Consider the following 18,089-nt stretch of genomic DNA (forward strand, 5'->3'; position numbering starts at 1 on the left):
CATCTGAAATGCGGAGTAGAGCAGCAATGGTCTGAATGCCGGCGGTTCGGCGGAAGTCAGACTTTTGCTGCTCTTTTTCGAAACATCAGAAATGATATGTTTTGGGGTAAACATCGAAGCGGGTGCACCACTTTATGGGGTTGTTTTGGCAAGGAAACACTATGGTATAATGGGTCAGAGGTGAGTAGCGAGTTATGTTTCTGAAACGGATTGAATTAGCAGGCTTCAAATCATTTGCCGACAAAACGGAGATGGAATTTGTGCGCGGAATAACGGCTGTAGTCGGCCCGAACGGCAGCGGCAAAAGTAACATATCCGACGGCATCCGCTGGGTGCTTGGGGAGCAGAGTGCCAAATCCCTGCGCGGCGGCAAGATGGAGGATATTATATTTGCCGGAAGTGATGCCCGCAAGGCGGTCAACTACGGTGAGGTCTCGCTGACGCTGGATAATGAGGATCATGTGCTGCCGCTGGATTTCAGCGAGGTGACCGTGACCCGGCGTGTCCACCGCAGCGGCGACAGTGAATATCTGATCAATAAGCAGGCCTGCAGGCTGAAGGATATTACGGAGCTGTTCATGGATACCGGTATCGGCCGTGAAGCTTATTCAATTATCGGACAAGGCCGGATTGAAGAGATTCTCAGTACCCGTTCGGAAGACCGGAGGGGGATCTTTGAAGAGGCTTCAGGTATTGTTAAATATAAGTCACGTAAAAAGGATGCCGGCCGCAAGCTCGATGAGACCGAGCAGAATTTGCTGCGGATTCATGACCTGATCAGCGAGCTGGAGGATCAGGTGGGACCGCTGAAGGACCAGTCCGAGAAGGCGATAAGATACAAGGAGCTGCGGGAGCAGCTAAAGCATCTGGAGATTTCGGTATATGTGCATCAGATCGAAGGCATACATACATCCTGGCAGGAGGGCAACGCCCGCCTGGAGGTGCTTAAGACGGAGCAGCTGGAGCTGTCCACTATAGTCTCTGCCCATGATGCCAAGCTGGAGAGCGGCCGGGCGGAGCTGCGTAATCTGGAACAGGAAGTGGAGAAGCTGCAGGAACAGCTGCTGCGCAGCAGCGAAGCCAACGAGAAGAGCGAAGGCTACGGAGAGCTGCTGAAGGAGCGCCGCAGGAATCTGGAGCAGAACCGGGAACAGCTCATGCAGACTCTGGGTTCTGTAGGCGAACGCTCTGAGGGGCGGCAGCGTGAGCTGGCGGAGCTTGAGCATAAGCTGAAGCAGACCAGGCAGACGCTTGCGGAGCTGCGGGCACAGCTGGCGGATGAGGAATCGAAGCTGCAGGGTGTAGCCGGAGGCATCAGCCAGAGCAAGGAAGAGAAGCTGAAGAGCGCTCTGCTTGAGCTGATGAACCTGATGGCCCAGGCGCGCAACGAGATCCGCTATGCGGATCAGCAGAAGGAGAGCCTGGAGCGGCGGATGAGCCGCAGCCAGGAGGAGAGCGGCAAGTGGACAGCGCGGCTGGAGGAGCTGGTCTCTGCACAGAGCGGGCTGAAGGATAAGATTGCCGCGCTAGGCAAGGAAATCGGGCTGCTGCGAGGCGCATACATTACGGAGAGCGAGCAGACAGGCAAACGGCAGAAGCTGCTCGAAGAGACGCAGAGCGGCCTGCGCAAATGGGAGCAGAAGCGCGAAGCCCAGGTGTCCCGGCATGAGACGATGAAGGAAATGCAGGATGATTTTGACGGCTTCATGCTTGGGGTCAAAGAGGTGCTGAAGGGCGCGCGCAAAGGACAGCTAAGCGGTGTACACGGGGCAGTTGCCGAATTGATCTCCGTTCCCGAGAAGCTGGAAATGGCGATTGAGACCGCCATGGGCGCTTCCTTGCAGCATGTGGTTATGGAGAATGAAGCGGTGTCCCGGCAGGCGATTGCTTTTCTGAAGCAGCGTCAGCTCGGACGGGCGACCTTCCTCCCGCTTGATGTGATCCGGCCCCGGCAGATTACCGGCAGTGACCGCAGCATGGTTCAAGGTGCTGAAGGGTTTGTCGGTATCGCCTCGGAGCTGGTAGGCTATGAAGACAAGTATGGAAGTATTATCGGAAGCCTGCTTGGCAATGTCGTAATCGCTGAGAGTCTGGAGCAGGCGAACCGCATTGCGGCCAAATGCCAATACCGCTACAGAGTGGTTACGCTGGAAGGCGATGTGGTGAATGCAGGCGGCTCAATGACGGGCGGCAGCCAGCATAAAAAGAACAACAGCCTGCTTAGCCGCAAGCGTCAGCTTGACCAGCTCTCCGGCGAGATTGAAGAGAGCGAGCAGCAGATTGCCAAGCTGAAGCAGGGGATCAGCCGCTTGCGCGCTGAACAGGACAAAGGCTCCCAGAAGCTGGAGCAGCTGCGGCATGACGGTGATGAGAAGCGGCTGGAGGAACAGCGCGTATCCGGCGATCTGAAGCAGCTGGAGCAGGAGCTGCGGCATGTGCAGGAGCAGGTCGAGGGCGCGGGCGCGGAGCGCAGCGGCTTCGAGCAGGAGGTACGCGGGCTGGATGAGGCCCGCAAGCAGGCGGAAGCAGAGCTGTCCCGGCTGGAGAAGGAAGAGCAGGAGGCGCACGCAGCAATCCGCAGTGCCGAGTCGGACCGCAAGGCGAATGAATCGGCCAAGGAAGAGCTGCAGGGCAAGCTGACCGGGATGAAGGTCACGGAGGGCAAGCTGGATCAGGAGATCTTCTCGCTGGAAGAGCAGCTGCGCCGGATGAGGCAGGACGCCGGCTCCCAGGAGAAGGAGCTGCGCCAGAGCCGCAGCCTGCTTATGACCATCGAGCAGGATCTGGAAGAGAATGCACGGGAGACCGTGAAGCAGAAGGAAGAGGTCAACAGTCTGCGGCTGAGCAAGGAAGATACGTCTGCGAGGCTTGACCTGGCCCGTGCCGACCGCGCGGCGATCTCGCGCAAGCTGGAGCTGGCCGAAGGCGAGACCAAAGACCAGCGTCAGGCGCTCCGGGCGGTCGAAGACAAGCTCCGGTCCACGGAGGTTGCCGTTGGCCGGCTGGATGTAGAACTGGACAATATCCTCCGCAAGCTGAGCGATGACTACGAGCTGAGCTACGAGCTGGCGAAGCAGCGTTATCCGGTGCCGGAGGATGTGCCTGCGGCACAGCTGGAGGTGCAGCGTCTGAAGCGCAGCATCTCCGGTCTGGGCGAGGTCAACCTGGGTGCGATTGAAGAGTATCAGCGGGTGCATGAGCGGTATACTTTTCTCAGCGGGCAAAAGGATGATCTGGTGGAAGCCAAAACAACGCTGTATCATGTCATCCATGAGATGGAAGAGGAGATGTCGAAGCGCTTCAAGCAGACCTTCGATGCCATCCGCCGCGAGTTCGGTACGGTGTTCACGAAGCTGTTCGGCGGCGGCCGGGCAGATCTTCAGCTGCTGGACCCTGAGCATATGCTCGAGACAGGGATTGATATCGTTGCCCAGCCGCCGGGTAAGAAGCTGCAGAATCTCCAGCTTCTCTCCGGCGGAGAACGCGCTTTGACCGCGATGGCTCTGCTGTTCGCCATTCTGCAGGTGAAGCCGGTGCCGTTCTGCGTGCTGGATGAAGTGGAAGCGGCGCTGGATGAAGCCAATGTGGTGCGCTTCGCCCAGTACCTGCGCGAGTTCTCGGAGCAGACGCAGTTCATCGTAGTGACCCACCGCAAGGGAACGATGGAGGAAGCAGACGTACTCTACGGCGTGACGATGGAGGAAGGCGGCGTGTCCAAGCTCGTATCCGTGCGGCTGGAGGATGAAGAGGCAGAGATAGCTTAATTAGACGCAGGATTCATGAAGTGATCCCTATAACCCTTTAGGAGGAAGCATAAGCCTATGAGTTTTTTCAAAAAACTGAAAGACAGCATTTCCGGTAAAACGGAAAGCGTAACGAAACAGTTCCGCGACGGTCTGGAGAAAACACGCAAGGGCTTCGTTGAGAAGGTCTCGGATCTGATTATCCGCCGCAAAAAGATAGATGAAGAATTCTATGAGGAGCTGGAAGAGATTCTGATCGGCGCAGATGTCGGCGTGAATACGGTCATGAATCTGGTAGAGGAGCTGCGTGCCGAAGTGAAGCAGAAGCGGATCGAGGACGCGGCAGAGCTTCAGCCGATTCTCTCCCGCAAGCTGATGGAGCTGCTGCGCGGCGATGATGACAACAGTCTGAACGAGAATCCGGATGGCATTACCGTGATCCTGTTCGTCGGCGTGAACGGAGTCGGGAAGACGACGACCATCGGCAAGCTGGCGCACCGCTACAAGCAGGAAGGCAAGAAGGTTCTGCTGGCGGCAGGCGACACCTTCCGTGCCGGAGCCATTGAGCAGCTTGAGGTGTGGGGCAAGCGTGCCGGAGTGGATGTGATCAAGCAGCAGTCGGGATCGGACCCGGCAGCGGTGATGTTCGATGCGGTTCAGGCTGCCAAGCAGCGCAGTGTGGATGTGCTGATCTGCGATACAGCAGGCCGGCTGCAGAACAAGAGCAATCTGATGGAAGAGCTGAACAAGATCTTCCGTGTCATTCAGCGCGAGATTCCAAGCGCCCCGCATGAGGTGCTTATGGTGCTGGATGCTACCACCGGGCAGAATGCGCTCACCCAGGCCAAGCTGTTCGGCGAGAAGAGCGGCGTGACCGGCCTGGTACTGACGAAGCTGGACGGTACGGCGAAGGGCGGAATCGTGGTAGCGATCCGCCAGGAAATGAACCTGCCGGTGAAGCTGGTTGGTCTGGGCGAGAAAATGGAAGATCTTCAGCCGTTCGATTCCGACCAGTTCGTGCATGCCCTGTTCGCAGGCATGATCTCGGAAGAAGCGGACTCGGAAGAATAACTGCTCAGGCTTGCATTTGAAGCAGTGCAGGCAGAACGAAATAACGGCCATTGCAGCCTCCCTGAGGAATGATTCATTCCCGGGGAGGTTTTTTGTTGAACGGATTGGACCCGCTGAGAGGGGAGGGGAAGAGAAAATAGTTGGATTTTCTCCACTTGCTGATGAAAGAAAGGTCTTTGTTAGGGCAGGAGTTGGAAAAACAACACTTAATTGAGCACATTTCAGTCAATGTGGCTGATACTAACACTAGCAGTTGTAGTTTTTCCGCTTGCTTTCCCCTATCCCTCAGAAATCGAAGAATTAAGATACGTTTGTCCACCTGTTGTTGCGGGGCTGCCGCTTCTTGGCTTCCCGCGCAGAATCTCCCGCCACGGACATATGCTCCTCTGCCGAAAGGAGCCTCCACCAGTACATACCATCCTTCGGCTTACTCCCCTTTTGGCGTTTCAAAGAATACGCCGAAATCATATTAAAAATACATCATATGAAAAACTCATAATAGTACTGCTTGTCAGCATCCCCGCATACAATTGGATGTGGAATCATCATGCAGCACCCCGAAAAGCAAGTTTAAGAGAAAGGAAGCGATTCCAAAGCGGCAGGGTAGTTCAAAAACTCCATTTTGCTGTTATATATATTGACATGGATAATATCATTTACGTATTATGAAGGTAGTAAATCATATTTTCGTGGTGAATTTTTAAAATTTGAACTTATTTGTCAAGAAACATAACACATTATACTGATCCGAGAGGAGTCGGGCTCATGTCCAAACTAGATCCTTTGCCCGGTCTGTCTCCGTATCCGCTGCAGCATTTCTATGATGAGATGTATGCGGATGAACGGAACGTCCGGCCTCATTACAAGCATGTGAACCGCATGTTTTCCGGGATGAGCCCCGAAGAGCTGCAAGAGAAGCAGAAGCTGATGCAGCGTCGGATGATGGAAGAAGGCATTACCTTTACACTGTACAACCCGGCACAGGATCAGCCTATGGAGCGGACGATTCCCTTCGATATGATTCCGCGCATTATCCCCAAGGGGGAATGGGGACGGCTGGAGGCGGGCATCGTGCAGCGGATTACCGCACTGAATCTGTTCATTCATGATATTTACCATGAGCAATACATCGTGAAGGACGGTATAGTGCCGAGGCGGATGATTATTTCGAACTGTTATTTCCGGCCGGAAATGACCGGACTCCGTGTACCCGGCGGTGCGTATATCACCACTTCAGGGATCGATCTGATCCGCCATCATGACGGCGAGTATTATGTGCTTGAGGATAATCTGCGTACACCCTCTGGCTTCTCGTATCTGTTCAAAGGCAGATCGCTCATGAATCAGCTGTTTCCTGAGTTGTCGTTTGCCAGCTCGATCCGCGATGTGGATCACAGTCTGAACCGTTTTCTCTCCGTGCTGCGCAGCCTGTCCCCGTCCCGGACCAAAGACCCGGTCATTGCCCTGCTGACACCGGGGGAATACAATTCGGCTTATTATGAGCATGCTTTTCTGGCGCAGCAGATGGGCATTCATCTGGTTGAGGGCCGTGACCTGGTTGCGCAGGACCACAAAATCTACCTGAAGGTGATGAACGGTCTGCGCAAGGTCGATGTGCTGTACCGCCGCCTGGATGATGATTTCATTGATCCGCTTGCTTTTCAGCCCAGCTCGCTGCTGGGGGTTGCAGGTCTGATGAATGCCTACCGGGCAGGGAATATCGCGATTGCCAATGCGCCCGGAACCGGGGTAGCCGATGACAAGGCCATGTATGTGTATGTGCCGGATATGATCCGCTATTACCTTAATGAAGAGCCGATTCTGGGCAATGTGCCGACCTATCTGCTGTCACGGCCGCAAGAGCGCCAGTATGTGCTGGACCATCTGTCTGAAATGGTGGTGAAGGAGACGTCTCTCTCCGGGGGCTACGGCATGCTGATCGGGAGTGAGGCGACGAAGGAGGAACTCATAGACTTCCGGCTCAAAATACTGGCCGAACCCGAGCGTTATATCGCCCAGCCGATTATGTCGCTGTCCCGTGCACCGGTCTTGTCAGAAGGCAGTATGGCTCCGCGGCATATCGATCTGAGGGCATTTGTGCTGATGGGGGCTGACCGCAAGCCGCATGTCATTCCAGGGGGCTTGACCCGGGTAGCGATGCGCGAAGGCTCGCTGGTCGTGAACTCCTCCCAAGGCGGCGGAGTGAAGGATACCTGGGTAATGGCCTAGAGACTATCTACGTTAAAGGGGTGGCTAGAATGCTGAATCGCAATGCGGAGGCTCTATTCTGGATCGGCCGTTATATTGAACGGGCTGAGAATCACGCCCGGCTGATCGACGTACATTACCATATCCAGCAGGAAGAGGATTTCAAGGAAGAGGGCCACAAGTGGTCGCGCCTGATTGACGCGCTTGGGGTACGGAGTGAATATCTGCGGCAGTTCGAAAGCTTCAGCGAACAGGACGTATTATCCTTCATCACGCTGGATCTGGGGAATACCAATTCCTTGTTCTCCTGTGTACATCAGGCCAGGAATAATCTGCGCACTCTGCGCCAGCATCTGCCGAGTGAACTGTGGGATATTGTCAACGGCTTCAACCTGTGGCTCGGGGAGCAGTCGGTAGCGGATATCATGCGCGGTCCCCATCAATTCTATCAGCAGGTCAAGGAACGGGCGGCGATGTTCCTTGGCGCGGAGCAATCGGTAATGCTCCGGGGCAATGAATGGCATTTCATCGAGAGCGGCCGGTTTCTGGAACGGGCGGAGAATACGACGCGTATCCTGCAGACCGTCACCGTATCCTGCAAGTCGAAGGATATCAATTCTATCTATACCCAGCTTCAGGCTGTGCTGAAATCGGTGAGCGGATATCAGTCCTTCCGCCGGTATTATGCCGATGATATGTCGCCGGAGTGCATCCTGGAATTCCTGATCGTGAACCCGCTGTTCCCCCGTTCGATCCGCTTCTCGTTCCACAAGCTGGAGGAGCATCTGGCCAAGCTGGAGCTGGACACTACAGAGAAGGGCTCGGGGCATGAGAAGGTGATCCGGCAGGCGGGCAAGATCAAGGCGGAGCTGGATTATATGGAGAAGGACGAGATGTCCGGGGACCTGACCCTGGATGTGCTGGAGTCACTGATGATATCCTGTCAGAGGCTCGGCCGAACGATGGACGGTGCTTTTTTTCGCCGTGAAGGAGTCTCGGTATGAAAATACAGATCAACCATACAACCACCTACAGCTACCCCGAGCCGGTGACGGACAGTGTCAATGAGATCCGGCTGACGCCGCGCACGAACTACCGGCAATCCTGCTATCACCATGAGGTGGAGGTGCACCCGCCAGCCAATCTGCTAACCTATGAGGATTTCTTCGGCAACCGGGTCCATGCCTATTCGGTGAATAAGCCGCACACGGAAATGGTGATTCACACCAAAGCGACCGTGGTCACGCTCGACAAGGCGCAGGGCACGGATCTGCCGCATATTCCGCTGGAGGAGCAGGTGAAGCTGCTGAATGACGAGAAATTTCAGAACCGGTATATAGAGTTTATTCTGCCTACCCGGTACACCGAGGTGACGCCGGAGCTGGTGGAATTTGCATCGCAGCATCCTTTTGAGGATGCAGAGGATATGTATGAATGGACCCGGAAGCTGTCGTCCACCATCTATGAGCAGTTTACGTACGATCCTGAGGCGACAAGCGTCAATACTACGGTAAAAAGAGCACTGATGCTCAAGCGCGGAGTCTGCCAGGACTATGCGCATCTGATGATTGCGGTCTGCCGCAGTGTCGGCTTGCCATCGCGGTATGTGAGCGGGTACCATTTTGTCGGGGATCTGCAGGGGGGCAATGCGAACTTCGAACAGGCCTCCCATGCCTGGGTGGAGACACATATTCCGGGTACGGGCTGGCTGGGCTTCGATCCGACCAATAATGTTGAAGTGAACTGGCGGTATATCAAGCTTGGACATGGACGGGATTATAAGGATATCGTTCCGGTCAAAGGCGTATACCGCGGAGCAGCGGGCACGCTTACGGTTAAGGTGGATGTACGGCAGCTGGAAAATTAAATGAGCCAGAGCAGGCCCCCGCAGATGTGGGGTTTTTGCTGTTGCAGACAAGATATGCAGGGGCTTATCAAGCGGATAGGCTGTGCATGTTGCACTGAGCTTGTGCAATTTTTTGCATAACATGATTATAATCAAGCATCATTTGGGTAATCTTGAAACAGAGCCATTACATGCAGAATGGTATTCACGGAAGGAGAGTGTACATATGAGCCCCAATATAGCAAAAAAGCAGCGTTTTCAAGGGAAAACAGCCATAATCACAGGTGCGGGCTCGGGAATCGGCAGAGCGGCAGCAATTCAGCTGGCACGTGAAGGTGCGAATGTCGCCTTGTTCGATCTGGTGAACGAACGTACTTCAATCCTTGAACAGAAATTGAATAAGCTGCGCAGGGATTGCGCGTTAGCTATTGATGTGGATACTTCGGATGCCGGCCGGATGGAGGAAGCGGTGCGCAGAACCGTGGAGCATTTCGGAGGTCTGGATATTGTGTTCGCCAATGCTGGCATTAACGGAGTGGTCGGGCCGATAGAGGAGCTGAGCGTGGATGATTGGGAGAAGACGTTGTCTGTCAACCTCACTGGCACCTTCCTGACCCTGAAATACACCATTCCCCATCTGAAGGAGAAGGGCAAAGGCAGTATTATTATTACCAGCTCGATCAACGGCAACAGCAGATTTACCAGCTTCGGCTGGTCACCATATAGTACTACTAAGGCCGGTCAGGTCGCTTTTGCCAAGATGGCTGCACTGGAGCTGGCCAAGTTCAAAATCCGCGTCAATGTCATTTGCCCGGGAGCGATTGCCACGAATATCGACGAGAGCACGGAGTGGAACGATGATGTGGAGTCCATTGTCATTCCAATTGAATTCCCTGAAGGAGCACAGCCGCTGGCAGACGGACCGGGCAAGCCGGAGAATGTCGCCGATCTGGTCGCGTTCCTGGCCTCGGATGAATCCATTCATATTACCGGCTCGCAGATTGTGATTGACGGTGCGGAGTCTTTGTTGTCTTAGGCATATCCTGCTGCTGTTCTTTCTATTATGAGACACTGCCATGATTGGCGGTGTTTTTCTTTTGCCATAAACAATCTAATTAGATGGTTGTAAAATAACAAACAAAATGATAATATGTCTATATAAAAGTAAACAAAGGGTGTGGTGGTCCGGTTGGTAGAAGAGAATGAAGCAGTGCGGATATCGGAGAAATTCTGGAATGCGTCCATTGCAGAATTGAAGCAGGGCTATAATGTGGAGACGGAAGGGCGGACGGAAAAGTATCATTGTCTGGTCTGCGGAGCTGCCTTCGAGAAGGGCTTGATCTATAAGGATGAAGGGCAGTATTACGAAGCGGAGAAGTTCGCAGCTCTGCATGTGGACAGGGTTCATGGCGGGATGTTCCATTGGCTGCTGACGCTGGACAAGAAGCTCAGCGGGTTAACCGAATTGCAGAAGGGACTGCTGCAGGCCTTCCGCCAAAGTCTTAGCGATGCAGAAGCAGCCAAGGAGCTGGGGATCGGCAGCACCTCCACGGTGCGTAACCACCGGTTCACGCTTCGCGAGAAGGTGAAGCAGGCCAAGCTGTTTTTGGCGGTTATGGAGCTGGCTGAGGAGAAGCCTGGAGCTTTATCTCCTTTTGTGAGTATTCCGCGTACGGCTGTGATGGTTGATGAACGGTTCGCGATTACCGAGCAGGAGAACGCCGAGATTCTGGGCACCTATTTCAAACAGGGGCCGGACGGCCCGTTGTCAGAGTTCCCTAAGCGGCAGAAGCGGAAGGCGGCTATCCTGCGCCATTTGCTGCAGCGTTTTGAGACCGGGCGCAAGTATAGTGAGAAGGAAATCAATGCGGTGCTCGAAGCCGCTTACCCCGATTACGTGACGCTCCGGCGGTATCTGATCGATTACGGGCTGCTGGACCGTGAAGAAGACGGAAGCAGCTACTGGGTGAAATTATAACGGAGAGAAGAAGGGGAGAGAAGTAATGACGGATAAAACCAGACGCAAGGAATTGGGATATAATTACGCACACTCGCACAGGCCGATGGGGGTATACCGGATTGTGAACACCGGCAATGACAAAATGTATGTGGGAAGCAGCCTGAATCTGGACGGGGTCTGGAATAAGCATAAGTTCATGCTGGATATCAAAGGCCATGACAACAAGGCGCTGCAGGAAGACTGGAATGAACGGGGTGAAGCCGGCTTCCGCTTCGAGGTGCTGGAGCAGATTAAGCCGGAGGAGGATTTCGTGGCCGATGTACAGGAGCTGAAGAAGTACCGTAAGATGCTGCCGGACATGGAGAGTAAGTGGCTGGAGCAGTTGTCTCCTTACGGGGAGCGCGGATATCATAAGCAGAAATAGCTTTCTGCCTGGTGATAAGAAGCGATAACTTACAGGCAAACCGGGAATGAATTTCAGCAGCACCCGTGCTAAAATAAGGACAAAGCTGTAGCAGAATGTGCCGTTTGGAATGTAAAAGGGCAACGGGGCGCTGATGAAAGGAACGGTGTGGATGGCTATATTATCTTGGCTTGCAGAACAGAGAATTCAGGAAGCGATGCGCAGCGGAGAGTTCTCCAATCTGCCGGGGCACGGTAAGCCGCTTGCGCTGGAGGATCTCTCCGGCGTACCGGAGGAATTGCGGATGTCCTACAAGATTATGAAGAACGCCGGGCTGTTGCCGGAGGAAGTGACGTTGCGGGCAGAGTGCGTAACGCTCGAAGAGCTGCTGGTGGCTTGCCACCGCAGCGGCAGCAGCACTGCCGGGGAACGCAAGGAGCTGGAGGGCAAGCTCTCGCTGAAGCGGTTGCGTCTTCAGATGCTTTTGCAGGAACGGGGTCTGGAAAGCAATGCTGCATATGCAGATTACGGGGACGCGATCGGGCAGCGGCTGACCGGGGTGGAACGGGATGGTAGGGAGTAGTGGGTGAGGAAACGGGTGAGTAGACGAGTATTGAAGTAAGTATGAGACCTCCGGTTCATGGAACCGGGGGTTTTTGTGCAGAGATTAGGTGGGAGTGTATTGTTGAACGGGGCATCTATCTTGCAGAAGCAATGAACTGCTTGATATCTGGAATGAATTCGCCGATGATAGGGAGATGGAGATTTAACTTAACTTTTAGCAGATGATGGAGAGATGAAATGAAGCAGCTTCCGATTATGCAGGTGCTCCCTGACCTGAAGAGAATTCTGACAGACCGTGCAGCGGCCGTTCTGATTGCCGAACCTGGAGCGGGGAAGACAACGGCGGTGCCGCCTGCTTTTTTGGAGGAGCCTTGGCTGACCGGTAAAACCATTCTGATGCTGGAGCCCAGACGCCTGGCAGCGCGTTCGGCCGCAGCTTATATGGCGTCCTGTCTGGGGGAGAGTGTGGGTCAGACCGTAGGCTATCGCATGCGGATGGATACCAAGGTGGGGCGGAATACACGCATTGTTGTTGTGACGGAAGGCGTGCTGACGCGAATGCTCCAGAGCGATCCTTCGCTGGGGGATGTGGGTCTTGTGATCTTCGATGAGTTCCATGAGCGAAGTCTGCATGCGGATCTTGGACTGGCACTGGCGCTTGAAGCGCAGAGTGTGCTGCGCGAGGATCTGCGCATTCTGGTGATGTCGGCGACCCTGGACGGAGAACGCGTAGCTTCTCTGCTGGGCGAAGCGCCGGTCGTCCGTTGTCCGGGCCGGACGTATCCGGTGGAGACGGTCTATGTGCTGGAGGCAGGCAATGCTACCCCTGAGAAATCCGCAGCCGCCGCTGTCCGGCGCGCGCTTGCTGAGCAGCCGGGGGATGTGCTAGTCTTTCTGCCCGGCGAGCGGGAGATCCGCCGGACGGAGCAGGAGCTGGCATCAGGAAGTCTGCCGCCGGGAACGGTGCTGCGGCCGCTCTATGGCCAACTGCCGCAGCCGCAGCAGGATGCGGCGGTGGCTCCTGCAGTGGAAGGCGAACGGAAGGTCGTACTGGCAACCTCCATTGCCGAGACGAGTCTGACAATCGAAGGGGTACGCTCGGTGATTGACACGGGGCTTCGCCGGACGCAGGTATTCTCTGCGCGTACCGGCATGCCGCGCTTAACGACGGTGCCGGTCTCGAAGGCCTCGGCCGATCAGCGGCGCGGCCGGGCAGGCCGCACAGCACCAGGCGTCTGCTACAGGCTATGGAGCCGAGAGGCGCATGATCATCTGCCGGACGACAACGTGCCGGAGATCATGGAGACCGACCTGGCGCAGCTCGCCCTGGAGCTGGCGCTGTGGGGCGTGCGCGATCCGGGAGCGCTCGCCTGGCTGGATGCGCCGCCTGCCGCGCCTTACGCGCAGGCCTCGGCGCTGCTGCGCCAGCTCGGTGCGCTGGACGCCGGCGGCGCCATTACGCCGCACGGCCGCAGCATGGCCGTGCTTGGCGCGCACCCGCGCATCGCGCATATGCTGCTGCGCGCGGCAGACCTTGCAGCTGCGCCGCTCGCCGCCAGGCTCGCTGCGCTGCTGCAGGAGCGGGACCTCTTCCGGGGTCCCGCGGCTCTAGATAGCGACCTCACGCTTCGCGTGGAGGCGCTGCTCGGGTTCGAGCGCTCCGCCAGTAGCGGCGGAGCGGACCCGGCGGCCTTGCGCGCGGTGCAGCGCGAGAGCCGCAGCTTCCTGGCGCAGCTGCAGGCAGCGCCGGGAGAAGGGCCCGGCGACATCAGCCGCAGCGGCCTGCTGCTGTCGTTCGCCTATCCCGACCGGATCGGGCAGGAGCGCGGCAATGGCGCGTTCCTGCTCTCCGGCGGCCGGGGGGCGGCGATGCGCGAGGGGCAGCCGCTGGCGCGCTCGCCCTACATCGTGGCACCCGGCGTGGATGACCGTGCCGGGCAGAGCCGGATTATGCTTGCCGCAGCGCTCTCCGAGCAGGACCTGCTGAAGCATCATGCGGACAGCCTTCTTGAGGAGCGCGAAGTCTACTGGGACAGTGAGAGCGGAAGCGTGAAGGCGCGAAGAGTGACCCGGCTGGGGGCGCTCATTCTGAAGCAGACGACCCATGAGCGGGCTACTTCCGAGGAGACAGAGAGCGTACTGCTGAAGGTGATCGCGGCGGAAGGGCTACAGCTGCTGCCTTGGGAGAAGGGAACCCTCCAGCTGCGGCAGCGGATGGAATTCATGCACTCGCAGCGGGCCGACTGGCCCGATATGTCGGATGAGGCGTTGAAGGATACATTGGAGGAATGGCTGGCACCCTTTATACAAGGGATGCGGAATCTCCGTGATTTACAGCGGGTGAAGCTGGCGCAGGCGCTGGAGGGGATGCTGGACTGGAACAGCCGCCAGCAGCTGAACAAGGAGGCGCCGACGCATATTAAGGTACCGAGCGGTTCGCGGGTTCCCTTGGATTACAGTAATCCCGGGGCGCCGGTACTGGCAGTTAGGCTGCAGGAGATGTTCGGGCAGACGGATACTCCGCGGATCGGCGGAGGGAAGGTCCCGGTGCTGCTGCACCTGCTGTCTCCGGCGAGAAGGCCGATGCAGATCACCTCAGATCTGGCCAGCTTCTGGCAGAACACTTATTTCGAGGTGAAAAAAGATCTGAAAGGCCGTTATCCCAAGCACTACTGGCCGGATAATCCGCTGGAGGCAGTGCCGACCAACCGTACCCGTCCTACCAAATAGAATGAGAGGGGTATCAGGTATTAATTCATCCGGTGATGCTTTTCCTGTTTGGGCACCGCGTGAACGGGTAATAGAGTAGCGAACAACAATTACGAAGGAGGGCTTCAAGTGACAGAGAAAATTATTGGCGTATTCGATACGGAACAAGAAGCAACCAGAGCAATTGAAAGTTTGCAGAGTCAAGGGTTCACGAACGATGAGATTTCAGTAATTACGAAGGATCGAGATGACCTGAAACACATCTCCGAGGATACAGGAACAATGGCGCCGGAAGGCGTTGCTACAGGTGCGGCCACCGGCGGCGTAGTGGGCGGAATTACCGGACTGCTGGCCGGGATCGGTGCGCTGGCCATTCCGGGAATTGGCCCAATCCTTGCTGCAGGCCCAATCGCAGCTACACTAACAGGGGCGGCCATCGGAGTAGGAGCAGGCGGACTGGTAGGCGGATTAATCGGACTCGGCATTCCCGAGGATGAGGCCAGAGACTACGAAGGCTACATCGACAGCGGTAAAATCCTCGTCCTGGTCGATGACAACGGCCGTGGAAGAGATATCCATACGGTATTCCGGGGCAACCGTTCACTCAATTCCGGCCGTTACGACAGCCTGTATCCAGAGGATACGCTGGCTGACCGCGGAGCAACTAACCCTGACCTGGTCCCTAGGGACACGACGGTTGGCAATACCTTGGGCAACAGAGGCTCGATGAATGCAGACCGTGACCCGGACCTCTACAACCGCGACAAAATCTAAAAATTATAGCAGGCTTAAGCCCGCTCCTATAGCATACTTAAGAACTGCCTGCGGCGAACATGCCCGGGCAGTTCTTTGTGCTTGATTTTGTGCTGATTAAATTAATTGTGCTAGAGGATGATTCTGGTCATGATTAGATCTGTTTGCTCCTCGTCACCCATATAGAAAGAATGAGTTCCTGTCTGTACGAAATTCAATTTTGTATAAAAGGCAACTGCGTTTCCGTTTTGTTCCCAAACCCCCAGCCAGAGCTTCCTCTTATTCTTTTCGGCCGCGATTTCCACCGCTTTCTCAATCAGCTGTTTCCCTAGCCCCAGCCTATGAAAGGGCCTTCTAATATAGATCCGTTCCACTTCAAGCGAGTCCTTGTCCATATGTTCGGTTTGGGCATCATCGGCGTTAACCTTCAGGTACCCGGCAATTTCTTCATTATAATAGATGAAGTAAAATTCAGAATGGCGGTTGGCGCATTCTTTTTTTAATTGCTCTGTACAAAATGCTCTTTTCAAATAAGCTTCCATAGCTTCTGGTGAATTTTGATTTTTGAAGGTGTCCGTAAACGTTTCAATACTGATTTTTTGCAAGGTCTCCAGATCGCCGGAAGAGCATCTCTTTATCAAAATAGTCATCTATAATTCTCCTTTTGTATAATCAATAGTCCCGTTTGTTTCCCTTTTTTACATATTCCCAGTCTTTTTCCACATTGGACCTGACTCTTTGCAGGAGTTTTACCAGGGTTTCAGCCTCACTTTCGGAGAAGCCGGACAGCGCTACGCTATTAGAATAATCGTTCTCTCTCTTGAGCAGAGGGTAGACGGCCTGCCCTTTCTCTGTAGGGATCAGCCTCTTGATTTTTTTGTTGTGCCGATCTTCATTTTTTTCAATAAAACCGTTAATCTCAAGCTTCTGTATAGCGCGGGCAGCCGTTGTCCGGTCCACCTTAATCATTTCAGCCAGCTTCTCCTGGATCATCCCCGGATGCTCACAGATCCGCATCAGATACAAATATTGCCCCCTGGTAAGGTCGTATTGCTTAAATTCGATATTGCTGATCGAGTCCAGTGACCGGGCAATCATTCCAACCTCGCGTAGAATCTCCTTCATAATCACAGCCCCATTGATCATGTATTTTCCAAGCCTATAGTTTTAAAATAATACATGATTTTTGTTGCAATTACAACAAAATAAATAAGAGTAATCGTCTGTGGAGAGGCAGAGAGGGGGGGATTATTCATGTCATTTCATCATATGAAAAATTCATAATAATGACCCCAAATATTAATAAAAGACTTATTGCGTCCACAATAACCTTTATTCTGCAGAGGTATAAGCAACGGGTGTCCGGGGCGGAAAGTTAAAGTCGTTCTCTATTAATATAAATTCATCATATGAAAAATTCACAATAGAGTGCATAAAAACACCAGCCGTATCTACTAATACCATCTAACCGTCTCACCATATGCGTACCTATCTTCTTCAAAACAGAAAAAGTAAACCTAAACTCCGCACCGGAAAAATGAAACTATAAAATATAACTTGTTGTGAAAACTGGGAAATAGAGTTTATACTAGAGTTGTAGCTGGAAATGCTACCCACATCATTTGACTGCCGGAATTAAGTGACAAGGGGCTATGGCTGTTCTTCTCTAAGGATTCTAACAAAAAAACACCCCGGGAGGTGTCTTATGGCGTTTATGATTGCTCAGCGGGCGTTTATAAAGGTATATCTGATTACGATGGTGGAGCAACACAAGGGGTATGGTTATCAGATGCTGGAGGATCTGCGCAGAGATTTCAAAGCTCATGGCTATTCGCCTCCCCAAAGTGAAATTTACCGCGCTCTGCATGAGTTGGTGCAGCAAGGGATACTTTACCGTACCAAGCAGCTTAAGGGGAGCGATCCGAAAGTCGATTTTCAGGAGATTGTCCTGTATCACTTCACTTCGGACGGGGAGGAGAAGGCCAAACTATATAAGAAGCAGGTGAAGGCCGATCTGGACCGTTGTCTTGGTATTCTTAATAAGGCAGTAGCAGACAACTTCTGATGGGAGATCCACGAGCTGGCGGGCTCATGCATATCGATCTGGCCACGTTCCGGCGGACTCATCTATATCAGTCTATCCAGAACCCTCACAAGTCGTGACCTGCCGGCTCAGGAATCCTCATCTTCAGAATCCTGGCCCGGCGGGGTTACCGGCGAGCTTGCGCTGCCATAATCCTCCACGGCTTCCCAGGCACCAGCGTCGTCGAACCTTCCGCTATTCTGCTGGCGTCCTTCGCCTGCACCGGTTGGCGGCGGGGTCATGACCTCTTCTTCCACAGGACGTGCGTCAATGTCATTGCTGGTTGGGGCATGTTCCACGGTATAGCGGGTGTAGGGGATGGCCTCAAGCCGCTCATAAGGAATCTCTTGCTTGCTGGCTTCGCAGATGCCGTACGTTCCGTTGTCCATCCGCGCAAGAGCAGCTTCGATCTCCGTTAATTCTTCGGATAGCGAGGTGTTGATGGACAGGTCGCGGCTGCGTTCAAACGTCTCTGTTCCTGTATCGGCGGGATGGTTATCGACCGAAGAGAGCTCGCCCGTTGAGAGGATAAGGGAATCGCCAAGCAGGCTGTCTTCTGCTCCATTGCCGGAGAAATGCTGTTCCAGTTCTGCCTTGCGTTCTTCAAGCGAGGTTCTAAGCTTAGTCAATTGGTCTTTGGTTAAGTGGCTCATCTGTCATCTTCCTTTCAGCTTGATTAGTAGTTATACTGTCGTAATCTTTCCTTACCCTAATGTGTTATAGGGCAATCAGCAGGCATCCCTATGCTG

16 protein-coding genes are annotated in these 18,089 nt (G+C 54.5%); 13 read left to right on the forward strand and 3 right to left on the reverse strand.

The window, feature by feature from the left end; translation table 11 throughout:
* Positions 1-194 precede the first annotated feature (194 nt).
* From smc to NYE26_RS13240, 12 genes are all read left to right on the forward strand, one after another.
* Entirely contained in the window at positions 195-3,764 is a 3,570-nt protein-coding gene (gene smc / locus NYE26_RS13185; RefSeq protein WP_339256379.1) for a chromosome segregation protein SMC, read from the forward strand.
* A 57-nt stretch (positions 3,765-3,821) separates the two neighbouring features.
* Positions 3,822-4,814, forward strand: coding sequence for a signal recognition particle-docking protein FtsY (gene ftsY / locus NYE26_RS13190; protein ID WP_036728871.1), 993 nt, complete (start codon positions 3,822-3,824; stop codon positions 4,812-4,814).
* A 16-nt stretch (positions 4,815-4,830) separates the two neighbouring features.
* Positions 4,831-5,028, forward strand: a complete 198-nt coding sequence (locus NYE26_RS13195; RefSeq protein ID WP_339256382.1) for a hypothetical protein — start codon at positions 4,831-4,833, stop codon at positions 5,026-5,028.
* A gap of 551 nt (positions 5,029-5,579) precedes the next feature.
* On the forward strand, positions 5,580-7,043 hold the full coding sequence (locus tag NYE26_RS13200) for a circularly permuted type 2 ATP-grasp protein (protein ID WP_036728868.1): 1,464 nt from the start codon (positions 5,580-5,582) through the stop codon (positions 7,041-7,043).
* 29 nt (positions 7,044-7,072) lie between these two features.
* Positions 7,073-8,026: an alpha-E domain-containing protein gene (locus NYE26_RS13205; RefSeq protein WP_339256384.1), complete on the forward strand. Its 954-nt coding sequence runs from the start codon at positions 7,073-7,075 to the stop codon at positions 8,024-8,026.
* Positions 8,023-8,889: a transglutaminase family protein gene (locus NYE26_RS13210; protein WP_076077821.1), complete on the forward strand. Its 867-nt coding sequence runs from the start codon at positions 8,023-8,025 to the stop codon at positions 8,887-8,889. Before NYE26_RS13205 ends, NYE26_RS13210 begins: the two co-directional genes overlap by 4 nt.
* A gap of 205 nt (positions 8,890-9,094) precedes the next feature.
* Positions 9,095-9,904, forward strand: a complete 810-nt coding sequence (locus NYE26_RS13215) for an SDR family NAD(P)-dependent oxidoreductase (RefSeq protein ID WP_036728859.1) — start codon at positions 9,095-9,097, stop codon at positions 9,902-9,904.
* 174 nt (positions 9,905-10,078) lie between these two features.
* Positions 10,079-10,846: a DUF2087 domain-containing protein gene (locus NYE26_RS13220; protein WP_339257467.1), complete on the forward strand. Its 768-nt coding sequence runs from the start codon at positions 10,079-10,081 to the stop codon at positions 10,844-10,846.
* Positions 10,847-10,871: 25 nt separating this feature from the next.
* Positions 10,872-11,252: a GIY-YIG nuclease family protein gene (locus NYE26_RS13225; RefSeq protein WP_036728853.1), complete on the forward strand. Its 381-nt coding sequence runs from the start codon at positions 10,872-10,874 to the stop codon at positions 11,250-11,252.
* A gap of 151 nt (positions 11,253-11,403) precedes the next feature.
* A complete protein-coding gene (locus NYE26_RS13230; protein WP_339256387.1) occupies positions 11,404-11,814 on the forward strand; it encodes a DnaJ family domain-containing protein in 411 nt (136 codons plus the stop codon).
* Between the two features lie 218 nt (positions 11,815-12,032).
* Positions 12,033-14,525, forward strand: a complete 2,493-nt coding sequence (gene hrpB, locus NYE26_RS13235) for an ATP-dependent helicase HrpB (RefSeq protein ID WP_339256389.1) — start codon at positions 12,033-12,035, stop codon at positions 14,523-14,525.
* Positions 14,526-14,633: 108 nt separating this feature from the next.
* Entirely contained in the window at positions 14,634-15,278 is a 645-nt protein-coding gene (locus tag NYE26_RS13240) for a general stress protein (RefSeq protein ID WP_036728847.1), read from the forward strand.
* 110 nt (positions 15,279-15,388) lie between these two features.
* Here NYE26_RS13240 and NYE26_RS13245 read toward each other — a convergent pair whose 3' ends face one another.
* Complete coding sequence (locus tag NYE26_RS13245; protein WP_339256391.1) at positions 15,389-15,907, reverse strand: GNAT family N-acetyltransferase; 519 nt, start codon at positions 15,905-15,907, stop codon at positions 15,389-15,391.
* A gap of 22 nt (positions 15,908-15,929) precedes the next feature.
* Positions 15,930-16,382: a MarR family transcriptional regulator gene (locus NYE26_RS13250; protein ID WP_339256393.1), complete on the reverse strand. Its 453-nt coding sequence runs from the start codon at positions 16,380-16,382 to the stop codon at positions 15,930-15,932.
* 580 nt (positions 16,383-16,962) lie between these two features.
* Here NYE26_RS13250 and NYE26_RS13255 point away from each other — a divergent pair.
* Positions 16,963-17,322 (forward strand): helix-turn-helix transcriptional regulator, encoded by a 360-nt coding sequence (locus tag NYE26_RS13255; RefSeq protein ID WP_036694148.1) that lies wholly within the window; start codon positions 16,963-16,965, stop codon positions 17,320-17,322.
* A gap of 107 nt (positions 17,323-17,429) precedes the next feature.
* Here NYE26_RS13255 and NYE26_RS13260 read toward each other — a convergent pair whose 3' ends face one another.
* Complete coding sequence (locus tag NYE26_RS13260; RefSeq protein WP_339256395.1) at positions 17,430-17,993, reverse strand: TraR/DksA C4-type zinc finger protein; 564 nt, start codon at positions 17,991-17,993, stop codon at positions 17,430-17,432.
* Positions 17,994-18,089: the final 96 nt, after the last annotated feature.

The sequence above is a fragment of the Paenibacillus sp. FSL P2-0136 genome (assembly GCF_037975325.1).
GTDB classification, from domain to species: domain Bacteria; phylum Bacillota; class Bacilli; order Paenibacillales; family Paenibacillaceae; genus Paenibacillus_AQ; species Paenibacillus_AQ silagei.

What these genes read in the sequence shown, in the direction of transcription:
- NYE26_RS13245 (WP_339256391.1), bottom strand. Translation starts at nt 15,907, where the DNA reads ATGACTATTTTGATAAAGAGATGCTCTTCCGGCGATCTGGAGACCTTG.
- NYE26_RS13210 (WP_076077821.1), top strand. Translation starts at nt 8,023, where the DNA reads ATGAAAATACAGATCAACCATACAACCACCTACAGCTACCCCGAGCCG.
- NYE26_RS13200 (WP_036728868.1), top strand. Translation starts at nt 5,580, where the DNA reads ATGTCCAAACTAGATCCTTTGCCCGGTCTGTCTCCGTATCCGCTGCAG.
- hrpB (WP_339256389.1), top strand. Translation starts at nt 12,033, where the DNA reads ATGAAGCAGCTTCCGATTATGCAGGTGCTCCCTGACCTGAAGAGAATT.
- NYE26_RS13205 (WP_339256384.1), top strand. Translation starts at nt 7,073, where the DNA reads ATGCTGAATCGCAATGCGGAGGCTCTATTCTGGATCGGCCGTTATATT.
- NYE26_RS13230 (WP_339256387.1), top strand. Translation starts at nt 11,404, where the DNA reads ATGGCTATATTATCTTGGCTTGCAGAACAGAGAATTCAGGAAGCGATG.
- NYE26_RS13225 (WP_036728853.1), top strand. Translation starts at nt 10,872, where the DNA reads ATGACGGATAAAACCAGACGCAAGGAATTGGGATATAATTACGCACAC.
- ftsY (WP_036728871.1), top strand. Translation starts at nt 3,822, where the DNA reads ATGAGTTTTTTCAAAAAACTGAAAGACAGCATTTCCGGTAAAACGGAA.
- NYE26_RS13215 (WP_036728859.1), top strand. Translation starts at nt 9,095, where the DNA reads ATGAGCCCCAATATAGCAAAAAAGCAGCGTTTTCAAGGGAAAACAGCC.
- NYE26_RS13255 (WP_036694148.1), top strand. Translation starts at nt 16,963, where the DNA reads ATGGCGTTTATGATTGCTCAGCGGGCGTTTATAAAGGTATATCTGATT.
- NYE26_RS13260 (WP_339256395.1), bottom strand. Translation starts at nt 17,993, where the DNA reads ATGAGCCACTTAACCAAAGACCAATTGACTAAGCTTAGAACCTCGCTT.
- smc (WP_339256379.1), top strand. Translation starts at nt 195, where the DNA reads ATGTTTCTGAAACGGATTGAATTAGCAGGCTTCAAATCATTTGCCGAC.
- NYE26_RS13250 (WP_339256393.1), bottom strand. Translation starts at nt 16,382, where the DNA reads ATGAAGGAGATTCTACGCGAGGTTGGAATGATTGCCCGGTCACTGGAC.